This is a genomic window from Parapedobacter lycopersici, assembly GCF_040395035.1.
Classification (GTDB): domain Bacteria; phylum Bacteroidota; class Bacteroidia; order Sphingobacteriales; family Sphingobacteriaceae; genus Parapedobacter; species Parapedobacter lycopersici_A.
On sequence record NZ_JBEBRB010000003.1, the window covers coordinates 41,186 to 56,915 of the forward strand.

At 47.1% G+C, this 15,730-nt stretch carries 18 protein-coding genes; 8 read left to right on the top strand and 10 right to left on the bottom strand.

Translation table 11 applies throughout. The features are described from left to right. Positions 1–13: 13 nt before the first annotated feature. Together ABWO75_RS01750 and cmk are read left to right on the top strand one after the other, a co-directional pair. The gene (locus ABWO75_RS01750) at positions 14–427 is read left to right on the top strand and encodes a hypothetical protein (RefSeq protein ID WP_353181945.1); all 414 of its coding nucleotides are present in this window, start codon (positions 14–16) and stop codon (positions 425–427) included. A 5-nt stretch (positions 428–432) separates the two neighbouring features. Then, positions 433–1,098, top strand: coding sequence for a (d)CMP kinase (cmk, locus tag ABWO75_RS01755; protein ID WP_353181947.1), 666 nt, complete (start codon positions 433–435; stop codon positions 1,096–1,098). Here cmk and ABWO75_RS01760 read toward each other — a convergent pair. From ABWO75_RS01760 to ABWO75_RS01770, 3 genes are all read right to left on the bottom strand, one after another. Next, positions 1,095–2,291 carry a pyridoxal phosphate-dependent aminotransferase gene (locus ABWO75_RS01760; RefSeq protein ID WP_353181949.1) on the bottom strand — a complete coding sequence of 399 codons (1,197 nt, stop codon included), beginning with the start codon at positions 2,289–2,291 and terminating at the stop codon, positions 1,095–1,097. The genes cmk and ABWO75_RS01760 overlap by 4 nt on opposite strands. 113 nt (positions 2,292–2,404) lie before the next feature. After that, positions 2,405–2,785: a DUF1573 domain-containing protein gene (locus ABWO75_RS01765; RefSeq protein WP_353181951.1), complete on the bottom strand. Its 381-nt coding sequence runs from the start codon at positions 2,783–2,785 to the stop codon at positions 2,405–2,407. Positions 2,786–2,911: 126 nt separating this feature from the next. Continuing rightward, the gene (locus tag ABWO75_RS01770) at positions 2,912–3,535 is read right to left on the bottom strand and encodes a 7-carboxy-7-deazaguanine synthase QueE (protein WP_353181953.1); all 624 of its coding nucleotides are present in this window, start codon (positions 3,533–3,535) and stop codon (positions 2,912–2,914) included. A 199-nt stretch (positions 3,536–3,734) separates the two neighbouring features. Between ABWO75_RS01770 and thrS the strand changes: the two genes are divergently transcribed. The 4 genes from thrS (at position 3,735) to rplT (ending at position 6,911) form a co-directional block, all read left to right on the top strand. Then, positions 3,735–5,660, top strand: coding sequence for a threonine--tRNA ligase (thrS, locus tag ABWO75_RS01775; RefSeq protein WP_353181955.1), 1,926 nt, complete (start codon positions 3,735–3,737; stop codon positions 5,658–5,660). An 11-nt stretch (positions 5,661–5,671) separates the two neighbouring features. Further along, entirely contained in the window at positions 5,672–6,244 is a 573-nt protein-coding gene (infC, locus tag ABWO75_RS01780; protein ID WP_353181957.1) for a translation initiation factor IF-3, read from the top strand. 36 nt (positions 6,245–6,280) lie between these two features. After that, on the top strand, positions 6,281–6,481 hold the full coding sequence (rpmI, locus tag ABWO75_RS01785; protein ID WP_257656432.1) for a 50S ribosomal protein L35: 201 nt from the start codon (positions 6,281–6,283) through the stop codon (positions 6,479–6,481). An 85-nt stretch (positions 6,482–6,566) separates the two neighbouring features. Then, entirely contained in the window at positions 6,567–6,911 is a 345-nt protein-coding gene (rplT, locus tag ABWO75_RS01790; RefSeq protein ID WP_257656433.1) for a 50S ribosomal protein L20, read from the top strand. Positions 6,912–6,991: 80 nt separating this feature from the next. Here rplT and ABWO75_RS01795 read toward each other — a convergent pair whose 3' ends face one another. The 7 genes from ABWO75_RS01795 to ABWO75_RS01825 all read right to left on the bottom strand — a co-directional run bounded on the left by ABWO75_RS01795 (position 6,992) and on the right by ABWO75_RS01825 (position 12,470). Further along, entirely contained in the window at positions 6,992–7,429 is a 438-nt protein-coding gene (locus ABWO75_RS01795; protein ID WP_353181960.1) for a GNAT family N-acetyltransferase, read from the bottom strand. After that, the gene (gene gap / locus ABWO75_RS01800; RefSeq protein ID WP_353181962.1) at positions 7,426–8,427 is read right to left on the bottom strand and encodes a type I glyceraldehyde-3-phosphate dehydrogenase; all 1,002 of its coding nucleotides are present in this window, start codon (positions 8,425–8,427) and stop codon (positions 7,426–7,428) included. Before gap ends, ABWO75_RS01795 begins: the two co-directional genes overlap by 4 nt. A 27-nt stretch (positions 8,428–8,454) precedes the next feature. Then, positions 8,455–9,057 carry a peroxiredoxin family protein gene (locus tag ABWO75_RS01805; RefSeq protein ID WP_353181964.1) on the bottom strand — a complete coding sequence of 201 codons (603 nt, stop codon included), beginning with the start codon at positions 9,055–9,057 and terminating at the stop codon, positions 8,455–8,457. Positions 9,058–9,142: 85 nt separating this feature from the next. Further along, entirely contained in the window at positions 9,143–10,414 is a 1,272-nt protein-coding gene (locus ABWO75_RS01810) for an aspartate kinase (RefSeq protein WP_353181966.1), read from the bottom strand. A gap of 7 nt (positions 10,415–10,421) precedes the next feature. After that, positions 10,422–11,246: a DUF3298 and DUF4163 domain-containing protein gene (locus ABWO75_RS01815; protein WP_353181968.1), complete on the bottom strand. Its 825-nt coding sequence runs from the start codon at positions 11,244–11,246 to the stop codon at positions 10,422–10,424. 12 nt (positions 11,247–11,258) lie between these two features. Continuing rightward, positions 11,259–11,708: a GNAT family N-acetyltransferase gene (locus tag ABWO75_RS01820; protein ID WP_353181970.1), complete on the bottom strand. Its 450-nt coding sequence runs from the start codon at positions 11,706–11,708 to the stop codon at positions 11,259–11,261. 96 nt (positions 11,709–11,804) lie between these two features. After that, positions 11,805–12,470, bottom strand: a complete 666-nt coding sequence (locus ABWO75_RS01825; RefSeq protein WP_353181972.1) for a YggS family pyridoxal phosphate-dependent enzyme — start codon at positions 12,468–12,470, stop codon at positions 11,805–11,807. 205 nt (positions 12,471–12,675) lie between these two features. Between ABWO75_RS01825 and ABWO75_RS01830 the strand changes: the two genes are divergently transcribed. Together ABWO75_RS01830 and ABWO75_RS01835 are read left to right on the top strand one after the other, a co-directional pair. After that, positions 12,676–13,329: a DUF4296 domain-containing protein gene (locus ABWO75_RS01830; protein ID WP_353181974.1), complete on the top strand. Its 654-nt coding sequence runs from the start codon at positions 12,676–12,678 to the stop codon at positions 13,327–13,329. A 9-nt stretch (positions 13,330–13,338) separates the two neighbouring features. Beyond that, on the top strand, positions 13,339–15,711 hold the full coding sequence (locus ABWO75_RS01835) for an endonuclease MutS2 (RefSeq protein WP_353181976.1): 2,373 nt from the start codon (positions 13,339–13,341) through the stop codon (positions 15,709–15,711). The last annotated feature ends 19 nt before the right edge of the window (positions 15,712–15,730 follow it).

Here is a 15,730-nt window from a genome sequence, read left to right on the forward strand (position 1 = left end):
ATGACAGAAAGAAATGAAAAAGGACCTGCCGGAAAATATTGTTGAGGACGTTTCCATTGCTATTGTATTGGAGCGTGAATCACCCGGTGAGAAAGTATGGCACGTGTATCTCATTAATGAAAAAATGACACCGATCAAGAATGTCATGGTGAGTTCCAAAGGTTATGGCGTGAAAGATGGCAAAGATGTGAAAACATCTATACTGCGGCATTTTATCGGTGATATAGATTCGGGAGATTACGCCCGGATCGAAGCCATTGATGAACAGGTTTTCGGATTAACCAATGAGTATTGGCTGAGCTACTACGTTAATGGGACAATTTACGATAAAAAGTATATTTTTCTGCCCGAAAGCATTATAGATGAGAACCTTACCAAGATACCTGTGCTTAACAAGCCGGGCGTGCTGATCGGGGGTAACAACTGACGCTAATGGGAAGAAAAAACAACATCATTGCCATTGACGGTTATTCCTCATGCGGTAAAAGTACACTGGCCAAGGCACTTGCCAAACGACTGCATTACCTGTATATCGATAGCGGCGCTATGTACCGCGCCGTTACCGTGTATTTCCTCCGGAACGCGGTGTCTTTGGACGATGAACAGGCAGTACGTCAGGCGCTGGCTAATATCCGGATCGATTTTCATGCTACACCTGAAAAAACCAGTATCTTCCTCAACGGAGAGGATATCAGCGACGAAATCAGGCAAATGCATATCTCCGATAATGTCAGTGAAGTAAGCGCTATAAAAGCAGTCCGACAATCCATGGTGGCATTGCAGCAGGAACTGGGCCGGAGTAGGAATATTGTCATGGATGGCCGGGACATCGGCACTACCGTCTTTCCGGATGCGAACGTCAAGATTTTCATGACTGCCGATCCCAATGTTCGTGCCCAGCGTCGGTACCTGGAACTGAAAAATAAGGGGGAGCAGATCACCCTTGAGGAGGTATTTGAAAACCTGGCGCACCGAGACTATATTGATACTACCCGCGAGGAAAGTCCGCTCGTGCGGACACATGATGCCGTCATATTGGATAATACGGAACTGAATGAAGAACAACAACTTCAGTTCGTGCTTGATAGGCTACCTTAAACCCGACCCGGATAGGCGGCCAACCCTTTTTCAATACAAATCAACGCATTTTTTAAATCGTTGATGTTTAACACATAAGCCAGTCTTATCTCTTTTTTTCCTTCCTGTTCGTGACTGTAAAACCCGGTGGCAGGTGCCATCATTACGGTTTGATTTTCATAAGCGAAATCCTCAAGCATCCACTGGCAGAACCGGTCCGAATCATCAATTGGAAACTGGGCCAGCACATAGAACGCGCCGCCGGGAAGGGGACAGTGCACTCCCGTTATCCGGTTCAGTCCATCGACCAGTACATCCCGCCGGGCCGTATATTCGCGTTTTACGGCATCGAAATAACTTTGCGGCGTATCTACTGCGGCCGTTGCCGCCAGTTGCGCAACGGCAGGTGGACTCAGACGTGCCTGTGCAAATTTTAAAGCGGTTTCCCACACAGCCCGGTTTTTTGTGATGATGCACCCTAAACGGGCACCGCAGGCACTGTATCGTTTGGATACCGTGTCGAGTATAACGATATGTTGATCAAATCCATCGAGGTGCAACGGGGAAATGAAGGAGCGGTCGCCGTAACAGAATTCCCGGTAAGCTTCATCGACCAAAAGAAAGAGGTCGTGCTTAATACAGAGGTCGCGAAGTGCCTCCAACTCTTCACGCGAGTAGAGGTACCCGGTGGGGTTATTGGGGTTACAGATGGCAATCGCTTTGGTTTTTTTCGTTATCAGTGATTCAAAGGCAGAAATTTCCGGTAAGGCAAATCCGTTTTCAATGTGTGACAGAATGGGTTTAATGACAATGCCGGCAGTATGCGCAAATCCACTGTAATTGGCATAGAACGGTTCCGGTATGATGATTTCTTCATCTGTATTCAGACAGGCCTGCATGGCGATGGTAATCGCTTCTGAACCGCCATTGGTAACCAGGATATCCTGCGGTTTAATGCCATATCCCAATTTGTTGTAGTATTCACTCAGTTTTGTCCGATAGGTAAGTGTACCTTCAGAAGGGGTGTAAGCCCATATTTTAAAATCGATATTCCGAATAGCATCCAGCATGATTTCGGGTGTTTCGATATCCGGTTGTCCAATATTGAGGTGGTAGACTGTTTTTCCCTCCTCCTTGGCCCGGTCGGCATAGGGTGTAAGTTTACGTATGGGCGAGGCCGGCATTTCCCGACCTTTTTGAGATATTACAGGCATAATGTTTTATTATTGAAGTTATCCTTCATGGTGCAATATTACACATTTTACGATATAAAAAAAGCCGCTTTTTTGTGAAGCGGCTGGTTTGTTATGCTTATTATTTAAGACAACTACCCGGTCACTTCTCCTTTGATATAAAGGGTCTTTACGGGAGTCTTGGTGTTGGAACGGACCGTAAAGTTCTTGGTAAAGGGCGCTTTCGCCGCCGCATTATAGGTTACGGAAATTGTTCCTTTTTCACCAGGTTTTACCGGTGTCTTGGTAAATTCCGCAACGGAACATCCGCACGACGGTCTTACCTCACTGATAATAATCGGTTCGGTACCCACATTGGTAAAGGTAAATTCATAGGTAACCGGTTTACCTTGTGGTATTTTCCCGAAATCATGTGTCTCTGTTTCGAATTTGAACTCGGCCTTGCTATTCTGCTGCGCCATAGCGACGCCCATAAAGGCAATCAGCATAGTACATATGGTAACAATTTTTTTCATGATGTCTTTTTTATTTGGTATTTCACGATTGATGTTAGACAAATTTATGTGTTTCAGGTAAGAAACACAAAAAAAGTTCCAAAAACAGCAGATTCCAACAAATGTATTATAAAATAGATGGGCTGATCATGGAATGTTCAGGTACTTGTGGGTCTGGAGTGAAATTTCCCACTGCGGGTGCTGCATAACGTAATCGACAATAAGCGGCGTCATCTCCGCTGCTTTGGACCATTCCGGCTGTAGGTACAGGCGGCAGCCAGCGGGGACGAGCGCGGCATGTTTTTCAGCCCAGGCAAAATCACTTTTATTAAAAATAATGACTTTCAGTTCGCCGGCGGCGGCAATAACATCCGGTAGTGGGGCCTTGAATTTTTTTGGCGAAAGGCAGACCCAATCCCAGCTGCCAGTCAGCGGATAAGCGCCTGATGTTTCAATAAATGTTTTGATGCCGGCAGCCTGCAGCCCCCCCGTGAGGTAATCAAGGTTGTACAATAAAGGTTCACCGCCGGTAACCACGACGGCTTTCGATGGATGCCGCCCTGCGTGTTCAATAATGGTGTCGGCGGCTGTAAGCGGATGTAAATCGGCATCCCAGCTTTCTTTTACATCACACCAATGGCATCCCACATCGCAACCGCCCAAGCGGATGAAATAAGCCGCTTTGCCGGTATGATAGCCTTCACCCTGTATCGTGTAGAATTCCTCCATTAGCGGAAGTAGTGAGCCGTCTTCGGGGACCTGATGCGCCATGTTTATTTTTTAGGATGCAAAGATACGGAAAATATTACGGTAAGCGTCGGTTAGCCTTTGCTGGGTACCTGACAATCTGTTGGCAAAGACTGGTTTTGTTTTCAGCTTCCCTTTCTTTACCTTTGTGCCCGAAAAATAATCACACCTTGTATTGTGGTTTATGTCATTCGTTTTATTAACATTAAAATCATAGTTGTACATGATTAACATTACCTTACCCGACGGTTCCGTGCGTCAGTATGCGCAGGGGACGAATGCGATGGAGATCGCACAATCCATTTCCGAAGGCTTGGCCCGCAATGTACTAGCCGCTGTTGTTAATGGCGAAGTATGGGATGCTTCCCGACCGATAGAACAGGATGCCGACGTCCGTCTGCTGACCTGGAACGACCGTGAAGGAAAATCTACATTCTGGCATTCCTCAGCCCACTTGATGGCGGAAGCGCTGGAAGCGCTATATCCCGGTATAAAATTTGGCATTGGTCCGGCAATCGAGACCGGATTCTACTATGATGTCGATTTTGGCGATCGCGAGTTCTCCTCGGATGATTTCAAAAAAATTGAGGATAAGATTATCGAACTTGCCCGTACGAAGTCAGCGTATAGCCGCACACCGGTGAGTAAAGCGGATGCGGAAGCATATTTTACGGAAAAAGGCGATGAATATAAGCTTGATTTGATTAAAGACCTGCCCGACGGCAGCATTACGTTTTATACGCAGGGCAACTTTACAGACCTCTGCCGCGGTCCCCATATTCCGAATACGGGTTTTATCAAGGCTGTAAAGCTGACCAATGTGGCAGGTGCGTACTGGCGCGGAGACGAAAGCCGTAAGCAGCTTACCCGTATTTACGGTGTGACATTTCCCAAGGCCGGCGAGTTGGCCGATTACCTGCACACGATTGAGGAGGCCAAGAAGCGCGACCACCGCAAGCTGGGCCGTGAGCTTGAACTGTTTACGTTTTCTGAGAAAGTGGGCATGGGATTGCCGCTGTGGCTTCCTAAGGGAGCCCGTCTACGCCAAAAGCTGATTGATTTTCTGCAGCGTGCGCAGATCAAGGCGGGCTATGAGCCTGTGGTAACCCCCCATATCGGTCATAAAAATCTTTACGTCACTTCGGGGCATTACGACAAATACGGAGCAGACTCATTTCAGCCGATCCACACGCCGCAGGAAGGTGAGGAGTTTTTCCTGAAACCGATGAACTGTCCCCATCACTGCGAAATCTATAAGACAAAACCCCGATCATATAAAGATCTTCCGATCCGGTTTGCTGAATTCGGCACAGTCTATCGGTATGAACAGAGTGGTGAATTACATGGTCTTACACGGGTACGCGGGTTTACCCAGGACGACGCACACCTATTCTGCCGTCCGGATCAAGTAAAGGACGAGTTTAAAAAAGTGATCGATCTGGTGCTTTACGTATTTGGTGCGTTGGGTTTCGAGGACTATACCGCACAGGTTTCATTACGTGACCCGGATAACCGGGGCAAATATATCGGATCAGATGAAAACTGGGACCTGGCGGAACGCGCAATTATTGAGGCCGCTGCGGAAAAAGGACTGAAAACCATCGTGGAACTGGGTGAAGCGGCATTCTATGGGCCGAAACTGGACTTTATGGTGAAAGATGCATTGGGCCGCAAATGGCAGCTGGGTACGATCCAGGTAGATTATAACCTGCCCGAACGTTTTGAGCTGGAATATACAGGCAGTGACAACACCAAGCATCGGCCCGTGATGATCCATCGAGCACCGTTTGGATCTTTGGAGCGTTTTGTGGCGGTACTGATTGAGCATTGCGCAGGGGAGTTTCCGCTGTGGCTCGCACCCGAACAATTTATCGTGTTACCCATCTCTGAAAAATATGAAGAATATGCGAAAAAACTTTTAGAATCGCTTAATAATTCCGATATTCGCGGCTTGGTTGACCTACGTGACGAGAAAATCGGGCGTAAGATCCGGGACGCGGAAATAAAGAAGATTCCGTATATGCTGATCATCGGTGAAAAAGAAGTGGAGAATGGCACAGTTTCTGTGCGGAAACACGGCTCCGGTGATTTGGGTGTAATGACGGCGGATGCGTTTGCTGAACATTTAATAAAAGAGATAACCGTTTAATTTTTTAACATTTGGCGTTAAATAAACCAGGATTTAAAGGCCGCGGACGGCCCCCATTTAAGAAAAAAGAGCCGGATCACCGGATAAACGAATATATTAGGGTACCAGAGGTACGCCTGGTCGGAGATAATGTGGAGCAAGGAGTTTATCCTACACGCAAAGCATTGGAACTGGCTGATGAATTGGAATTGGACCTGGTGGAAATTTCCCCCAATGCTCATCCCCCGGTGTGTAAAATCATCGATTATAGCAAATTCATCTACGAGCAGAAGAAGAAGCAGAAGGAGATCAAAGCCAACGCCAAGCAAACGGTTATTAAGGAAATCCGCTTCGGCCCCAATACCAGTGACCACGACTTTGAGTTCAAGCTGAAACATGCCGTTAAGTTCCTGGAAGCTGGCGAGAAAGTGCGTGCCTATGTTCACTTCAAAGGACGGGCTATTGTTTATAAGGAGCAGGGTGAAATTCTACTGCTTCGCTTCGCACAGGCGCTTGAAGACTACGGAAAGGTGGAGTTACTTCCCAAACTGGAAGGTAAGCGAATGTTCCTCACGGTTGCACCGAAGACACCCGGAAAGAAATAAAAGAAACTGACAGATCGATATAAAAATTAAGTAATCATGCCAAAAGTGAGAACCAATTCCAGTGCCAAAAAGCGTTTTAAGCTTACTGGAACAGGTAAGATTGCACGTAAACATGCGTTCAAAAGTCACATCCTGACCAAGAAAAGCACCAAACGTAAACGCAATCTAACGCAGACCGGTTTAGTGTCTGAAGCAGATACAGGCAACGTAAAACGTATGCTTGCCATCGGTAAATAGTTGTAATTAACAAAAATCATTAACCGGGTACCGGGTTGTAAGACCGTTGTAAGACACGGCACCTGTTACCAAAAAATTAGAAATTATGCCACGTTCGGTTAACGCAGTAGCGTCTCGCAGAAGGCGCAAAAAAATCCTCAAATTAGCGAAAGGCTATTATGGGGCACGTAGCAAGGTGTACACCGTTGCTAAAAATACCGTAGAAAAAGGATTGCTGTACGCTTATCGCGACCGCAAAACCAAAAAGAGGGAATTCAGGGCTTTATGGATACAGCGTATCAATGCCGGTGCCCGTGAGCATGGGATATCTTACTCCCAGCTGATTGGTAAGCTGAATGCCAAAAATATCGGATTAAACCGCAAGGTACTGGCTGATTTGGCCATGAACAATCCGGAGGCGTTCAAAGCCGTGATTGATGCAGTGAAATAAGTTTTGAAAACCCATATCGACTTGTCAGCAAAAAAGGAAGCCATTGGCTTCCTTTTTTATTTATGAATCATAATAATACGTTAGCTGAGCTGGAAATACATGACACTATGTGGCCCGATGCCGTGAATCTCAAATTCTGCAGAGAGAAACTGGAATCCGGCATGCTGATAAAATCCGTAGGCGATTTTACGGGCATTGCACCAAAGGTAATCAACCGTTAAGTCGTTGGTCAGGTATGTAATGGTTTGCTGAAGCAATTCCCTACCAAAGCCTTTACCCTGCCATGCCGGATCCGTTGCCATACCCCGTAGCCGATAGCCGATGCCAGCGTAATCTTCCAGGCTTTCCAGTTGGCAGGAGAGGACAGCGGCAATGACACCGTTCGTCAGAAAATATCCCATGTGAAATGTGGTGGGCAAATTGTCCGTTTCAAAAAGACAAGCATCGGGTGCCAGTCCGTTTCGAAGTACCTGGCTGCGCAAGGCCAGCGTGTCTTCAGGTTTGATCAGTTCGATCATTTCGAGGCGATATTAGCCAAAAGGTCGACCAGCCGGTTGGAATAGCCGTATTCATTATCGTACCAGCCCACTACCTTCACCAGGGTGCCGACAATCGACGTCAATTGGGCATCGAATACACATGAATAAGGGTTATTGAGGATATCAACGGAAACAATAGGGTCTTCAGTATACTGCAGTACATTTTTCAGTGTTCCATTTGCCGCCTGGTGAAATGCTGCATTAATTTCGTTAACTGTCGGTAGGCGTTCCAACGTACAGGTAAAATCAGTCAGCGAGCCATTCAATACAGGTACTCGGATTCCTGCGCCCCCAAGTCGGCCTTCAAGATGCGGAAATACATTGGTAATGGCCTTAGCTGCTCCCGTCGTCGTGGGAATAATCGAAGCTGACGCCGCCCTGGCCCGTCGGAGATCACGGTGCGGTGCATCGTGGAGATTCTGGTCACCGGTCATGCTGTGTACGGTGGTAATATAGCCATTGACAATACCCCAGTTTTCATCCAATACCTTAACCAATGGCGCTACGTTATTCGTGGTGCATGAGGCATTCGAAAGGATAGGAGTGTGCATATCAATGGTATATTCATTGACACCCAGTACCACAGTCGGAATCCCCTTGTCAGGCGAAGGTGCTGAAAGAAGGACCTGTTTGGCACCTGCAGTCAAATGGCGTATGGCCAGTTCCTGCTTAAGGAATTTGCCGGTCGATTCGACTACGACATCAACACCGAGAGAGTCCCAGGGTAAATTTTCCGGCAGCCGCTCCATATAGGTCGGAATGACATGTCCGTCGATAATGAGCTTGCCATCCCCGGCCATTACCGTTCCGGGATATGGGCCATGTACCGAATCATATTTGAAAAGATGGGCAAGGGTGACGGTATCTGCGAGGTCGTTAATGGCCACGACCCGCACACCGGAGATCTTCCGAAGCAGCAGGCTACGTAACGTATGACGGCCAATGCGTCCGAAACCGTTTATTGCAACGTCTAGCATCTGATATGTTGACTGGGATGGATTTGACTATTGTTTGATGGCCGTAATGATTTCATCAATCGCCCGATCGCCGCTCCAATGCTCTTTTAACTGTCCGTCTGCTCCGTAAACGTAAGTTGCCGGATACTGTGAAGGAATGTGAAATTTATTGATGAAATCGGCATCGCGGTCGTACAACACCGTAATATTTGGTTTGTCTACCAGTGGTTTGGCGAACGTTTCCAGAAAACTACTCATTAATGCAGGATCATTCATGGAGACGAAGTAGAGGTTGCTGTTTTTCAGCTGGTCGTAGTGCTGACCGAGATCCCTTGCTTCATGTTGGCAATGGCTGCAGCTGGGATCAAACAGGATAAACGTGATGTTGCCGTTTTTAGCCAGGTCCTCTTTATTGAAGCGGATGCCATTTTTGAGAATGTAAAAGGTGAAATCGGGAATTGCCTTTGCTGGTTCGGCTGATACGGGTGCTGAGGGAGCAGCCTGTTGTGTTTCCTGTGGAGCTGCTGTTTCTGTTGCCGTAGTTTCAGCTGTACTATTGGCTTGTTGTTCCGTGCTGTTATTGCAGGATAAAGTAAAACAAAGCGCTACTAATCCCAATGTGCCGATTGTGTATTTATGTCTAATGCTCATGTTTGAAGAATAAAGAATTTTTATGCCAAAGCTATATAAAAAACGCCATAGTAAGAACGTGTAATGAGGATATGACAGAAGATCGTTATCCCGCTCCCTGTTTTTTTACCAGCAGCTGGCAGGTATAACTGTCCTTGAGTTCCATAATGATCTCCTTTTCCACCAATACCCGTGCGATGGTCTGGTTATTATAATGACGTATAGTAATCAGCTCCAGCCCGCGTTGTTCCTGTACCGCATAACGTTCCTGCAGATCACAGAGCAGTTTATTGATATTATCACCGGTATCGTCCACACTGACAGAAAAGCTGACCGCGCTGTTGTGCATCATATTGACTTTGATCCGGTAACGGTGAAAACGGTTAAAAATATCGCTAAGGTTATCTTCAACAATAAAGGAAAAATCCTTCGGGAGAATGGAAATCAATACCTGATTTATCTTGAAAATAAAGGAGGGGATGGGGAGAGCCTCCTTGGTGGTACGGATTTGCGTTCCACCATTTTCAGTATCGATAAAAGATTTGACATATAGCGCAATATCCTTGTTCTGAAGCGGTTTGATAGTCTTCGGATGAATGATATTCGCGCCATAATAAGCCAGTTCAATTGCATCCAGGTACGATAACTCGGGTATTAGCTGCGTTTCGTCAAACCATTTTGGATCGGCATTGAGGACACCCGGTACATCTTTCCAGATGGTAATATCGTCCGCAGGCAAACAGGCTGCGAAAATTGCAGCCGAATAATCGGATCCATCGCGACCCAATGTAGTGGTAAAATTTTCAGACGTAGAGCCGATAAAGCCCTGGGTAACGACCATTTCCTGTGTCAATATAGCCGGAATATCCTGCTGTACACGGCCCTCGGTAATTTCCCAGTTTACCCGCGCTTCTCGGTGAGTGTTGTCGGTAATAATATAGCTCCTTGCATCAAGCCATCGGTTTTTCAATCCACGTGCGTTTAAATGATGGCTTACAATTGTTGAAGAAAGTAATTCTCCGACGGCGACGATCTGATCATATAAATAGTCGTAACCATCCATTGGTGGCTCTTCCAGAACCCATTCGATTTCCACAAATAAATTAGCAACCTGGTTATACACTGGATGATTCTCATCGGGAAACAGTGCTGTTAAAATAGCATTGTGATAAGTTTTCAATTGTTGCAGCAACACCGCACAGTCTTCTTTTTGCTGAAAATAACATTGCGTCAACTCTTCCAGCAGATCGGTGGTTTTGCCCATCGCCGATACGACAATCAGCAGGTTTTTATCCGCATAGCTGGTTAGGATATTGCCCAGATTGATGACACCGCTGGCGTCTTTTACAGAGGCGCCACCGAATTTAAATACATGCATATGGTAATTAAGGGGTTTTTACTGTAGCGATTTCATTGACGATCCGTCTGGCACGGTCGGTCAAAAGCCGGTCAATATCCGTATAAGGAACACGTAATTCCGTTTGCCCGTCTACATAAGGTTTAATTTCATAAATGTTGTACAAAAACAGCAGGCTATCCTGTTCAAATGCAAAATTCGCAGGGATGCTGAACCGACCATCGTCAAAAAAATAATGGTCCTCCAACGATTGGTCTACTGTGAGACTTTCCTGTTGGCGGAAATAACGCTCGGCAACAGCTGTCAACTCATTCTGATAAGCTGTATCTACGACATCACTAAGTGTAAATGGCTGTCCATCAGTAAGGTCATAATGCCCGAACACCGTAGCGTAGTTGCCATGGGCACCGCCTGTATAGGAATACGCGTCGATTGTAAGTCCCAGGTAGGAGGGGGTGATACGATATACTTTCGCATGCGATTCAGATACCCAGACCCGGGGAAATGGATCGGTTTCCATAAAGCGGTCAAAATCGGAGATAAACTGGTCGGCTGCTTTTTCCACGGAAGCCGTGTCACTGCCCAGCAACGCTTCCCGTACAAACAAATTGACGGTCGAATCGGCAAAGACCGGATAAGAAACAGAAAAAAACGTAGTGTCGGTTGTTTCGCTGGTTTTTACCAGGTGATCGCTAAAGCGGGTATAATCGGTGTACTGGTAGGTAAGGGTGTCTGTAGCCACCCGTTTATTGTCCGATGCCCGACCGTCGCCGCTGTTTGGCTGGCAACCGGAGAGTATTGTTAAACAAAATAAAAGAAGCCAGGTCCCGGTATTGTTTATGTTTTTTTTCATGATTACCTGTTTTTATGCATTGATTGATGCATTTAACCATTCTGAATCAAAAGCTGCACCATATTTTTGATAGAATTTAATCGCGGGTTCATTCCATTCGAGCACCTGCCAAACCATACCGGTATATTGACGTTCCTTGCATAGTTCCAGGGTGCGTTCAAAAAGCTGCCTGCCAATACCACTTCCGCGTCTATTTTCCGTAACGATGATATCTTCGAGATACAGCCGACGGCCTTTCCATGTCGAATACCGGATGTAAAAGAGCGACATACCCACCAATTGGTTATCTTCTTCCGCTACAAAAGCCTCCCAAACCGGCTGATCGCCGAACCCGGCATCCACAAATTCAGCCATGCTTACCGTTACTTCATCCGGTGCTTTTTCATAAACAGCCAGCTCCCGGATCAGACCCAGCATCTGCGGGCAGTCGGTAGCCGTTGCTTTGCGGATAATTGTTTTCATTTTGTTTATGTTCCGTGACCGGATTCCCTAACCTGCACTGCAGTCAGTCGTTGTGCCCTTCCGGGGTTCACTGGCTGCAGAATACCGATCGCTGTTTCAACGCCCGCCAAATAGCGTGCTTCCAAGCCGTACCATGGTGCTGCCCTGCTCGATGGCTATTTTATAATCGGCGGACATGCCCATGGATAGGGTGTCAAAATAGGAGGCATCCCTGAAAAAACTCTGCTTGATGCCGTCAAATAATGTCTTCAACTCATAAAATTCCGCTTTGACCACCTTTTCGTTGGGTGTGTTTGTTGCTATTCCCATCAATCCGGTAATGCGGATATTTTTCAATCCGGCCAATTCCTCTGAACGCAGTAACTCAATCAGTTCGGCATGGTCGAGCCCGAATTTGGTGTCTTCTTCCGCAATATATACTTGCAACAGACAGTCAATGACACGCTTGTGCTTTCCGGCTTGTTTGTCTATTTCCTTCAAGAGCTTGAGGCTATCCACTGCATGAATAAGGGAAATAAAAGAAGCAATGTATTTGACCTTATTACTTTGTAGGTGACCGATCAGATGCCACTCGATATCTTTGGGTAAAGCCTCCTGTTTTTGAACCAATTCCTGAACGATATTTTCGCCGAAAGCACGTTGACCTGCCCCGTACGCTTCCAGAATAGCGTCCAGCGGTTTAGTTTTGGAAACGGCAATCAATTTAACCCCCAGGCGGTTGAGTTCTTCCTGTGCAACTTCAATATTTTTTGCAATGTTCATTTCGATAATGCGATACAAAAGTAATGCTTCGGGCCATTAAATTCGGCCTCATTTTTGTGTTTTTTGTCCTGTTAAACTTGATCTGCTAACTACAGAAGAGCTATTGATAAATTGCGTAAGAACGGCAATTTATCTAATTTTGCACAAAACTACAAAACCTGTCTTGATCTATCAACAGATAAGCGGCGGGTCAAAATTGAATAGCATGCGATTTCCACTGGTTGGACTGATGTTTATTTTGCTGGTCTCATGTGGCGAGAAAATTCCTGCGGGTATTATCTCCGAAAAGCAGATGCCGGATGTATTGTTTGATGTACATCTGGCCGATGGACAGCTGGCCGCCATACCAATTGATTCCGCACGGCTATATCTGGATAGTTATTATGCCGCTATTTTTAATCGATACGGAATTGATTCTACAATATTTGCAAACAGCATTTCCTACTATTCCCACAGACCCCGGGTCATGAATGAATTTTACAGCGTAGTAGAGAAACGGCTCGATGCCCTGAATGCGGCGGCACAACAGGTTCAGGATGCATCATACCAATCGCGTCGGATGACCGATTCTGTCCAACGCGTACAGCGACTGAATCAGCAAAACCGTGCCGTTCGCGACTCATTGGATTATATACGAAAAAAAGACCTGCTTTTCCTCCACGGTACAGATACTGTTTATAATCAGCCCGTGCCAGTGACGTACATCGGATTAAAGGACAGGCTTTGGGAGCAGTTGGGCTTTCATCATATCAGGGTAACAAAAGAAGCCGATGACGTGACAGTCGTTGCCGGCGAGCAGCTGGAGTCTGTCAAACCCGATACGCCACGGACCATTCGTCCGCTCTCCATAACGAAATAAAGCAACATAATGATTTACCCCGATAACGCTGCAGAAAAACTTGGTTTTACCGCTATTAAATCGCTGATTAAAGCGAAATGCCTGAGCGAAGCGGGCGGCGCGTTGGTGGAGCGGATACAGCCGCAGACACGCTTCGATCAGATCAACAGATTTTTAAGGCAGGCGCATGAATTCAAAGAGTTGCTGACGAACGACACGCCTTTGCCGGTAGACCACCTATATCCCATCCGGCCACTGGCCGAGAAGGCCAGGGTGGTAGGTACTTTTCTCCTGGAAGCCGAATTTGCAAACCTGCTGCTTTCGCTTAAGACCGTATTTGCAGTCATCCGGTACTTTAACGAACGCGGTGGCCAATACCCTAACCTGGAGGCCCTTTTTCAACACCTGCCCGTTGAAGAGGCCCTCGTTACGTCGATTGAACGCGTAATTGACCCGAAAGGAAAGATCAGGGACAACGCATCACCGCTTTTGGCAGAAATTGTGACAAGCATTACCAAAGCAGAACAGGAAGCACGAAAACGCCTGGATCAGGTTTTTAAATCGGCGCAGCAGCAGGGGTGGACTGCAGACGGAAACCTCACCGTGCGCGACGGGCGGTTATGTATCCCGGTGCTTGCGGAAAATAAACGCAGGATCAAGGGGTGGATACACGATGAGTCGGCTACTGGACAGACCGCCTATATCGAACCGGAAGAGGTATTTCACCTGAATAACCGGGTCCGCGACCTGGAATTTGACCGACGGCGCGAAATCATGCGTATACTGATTGCACTGACCGACGAAATACGTCCCCATATTCCGCTGTTATTGGATTATCACGACCTGCTGAGCAGGGTTGATTTTGTGCGTGCTAAGGCATTGTTCGCTATTGATATTGGAGGACAGCTTCCCCAGCTGGTAAACGAAGCGCGGCTTTCCCTGATTAATGCCCGGCATCCCTTGCTGTTATTGAATTTCAAGCACACCGGACAACAAGTGGTGCCGCTGAATGTCCATCTGGATAATGAGCAGCGGATTATTGTGGTGTCCGGCCCTAATGCCGGTGGTAAGTCGGTATGCATGAAGACAATTGGCCTGCTGCAGTTGATGACACAGGCCGGATTGCTGATCCCTGCCGACCCCGATTCGAAAATGGGTATCTTCCGTCAGGTATTTGCGGATATTGGTGACGACCAGTCCATTGAAAGTGATCTGAGTACTTACAGTGCACACCTGTCGAAAATGAAATATTTTTCCGAGCGTGCCGATTCAAAGACATTGATATTGATTGACGAATTCGGGACGGGTACCGACCCACTGTTTGGTGGGCCGATTGCTGAGGCCGTATTGGAGGTGCTGAACCGGAAGCAGGCACGTGGAATCATCACTACCCACTACTCGAACCTTAAAGTGTATGCGAGTAACACAGCCGGCTTGGAGAATGCGTCTATGCTGTTTGACAATTTGGCTATGCAGCCACTTTACATCCTGCAAACCGGAAAACCCGGCAGCTCCTATGCATTTGAAATTGCACAGAAAATCGGGCTAAGTAAAGAAATCCTACATGCGGCCAAACAGCGGATCGGTGCACACCAAAAACGGGTGGACTCACTGCTGGTGGATCTCGAACGCGATAAGAAAGAAGTGCAGGAAGTGAAAATTTCACTCGCGGAGAAACAACGGCAATTAACCCGGATGCAGGAGGAAAACGAACAATTGCAGACCTATTTGGAGGAAAATAAAAAGTCGATTCTCAGGCAGGCGCGGGAAGAGGCCGGGAATATACTGAAAGATGCCAACAGACTTGTTGAAAATACCATTGCGGAAATAAAGAAAAACCAGGCAGACAAAACTGCGACCAGCGCGCTCCGCAAGCAGCTTGATGCCACACGGGAGGCACATGCGGCAGCAACGGTAAAGCCGGCGGCTGCCGCCCAGTCTGCTACGGACGCCGAGGTCCGTGTTGGCGACTGGGTGAAAATATTGGATACCGGGAGTGAGGCACAGGTAATCAGTGTGGCCAAAAACAACCTGGTGCTGGCGATGGGTGAATTGCGGACGGTACAAAAACGTAATAAAGTAGTGCCTATTGCCAAAAAAGCAAAATCAACCGCTTCGCGTTCATCGCACTATGCTGCGATGACGGATGATGTAGCGGAGTTTCTCCACGAGGTGGATGTACGGGGTATGCGTACGGAATCTGCACTGTACGAGATTGAAAAGCAGCTGGACCGGGCTGTGATGATGGGTTTTCCTACCCTCAAAATCATCCATGGAAAAGGCAACGGTATTTTGCGTAAATTTATCCGGGATTACCTTCAAAAATATGGAGAAGTCAAGCGACTGGAAGACGAACACCCGGACCGGGGCGGCACCGGAATTACATATGCTTATCTTGATTAGTGATCCGTAAAATGGGTGG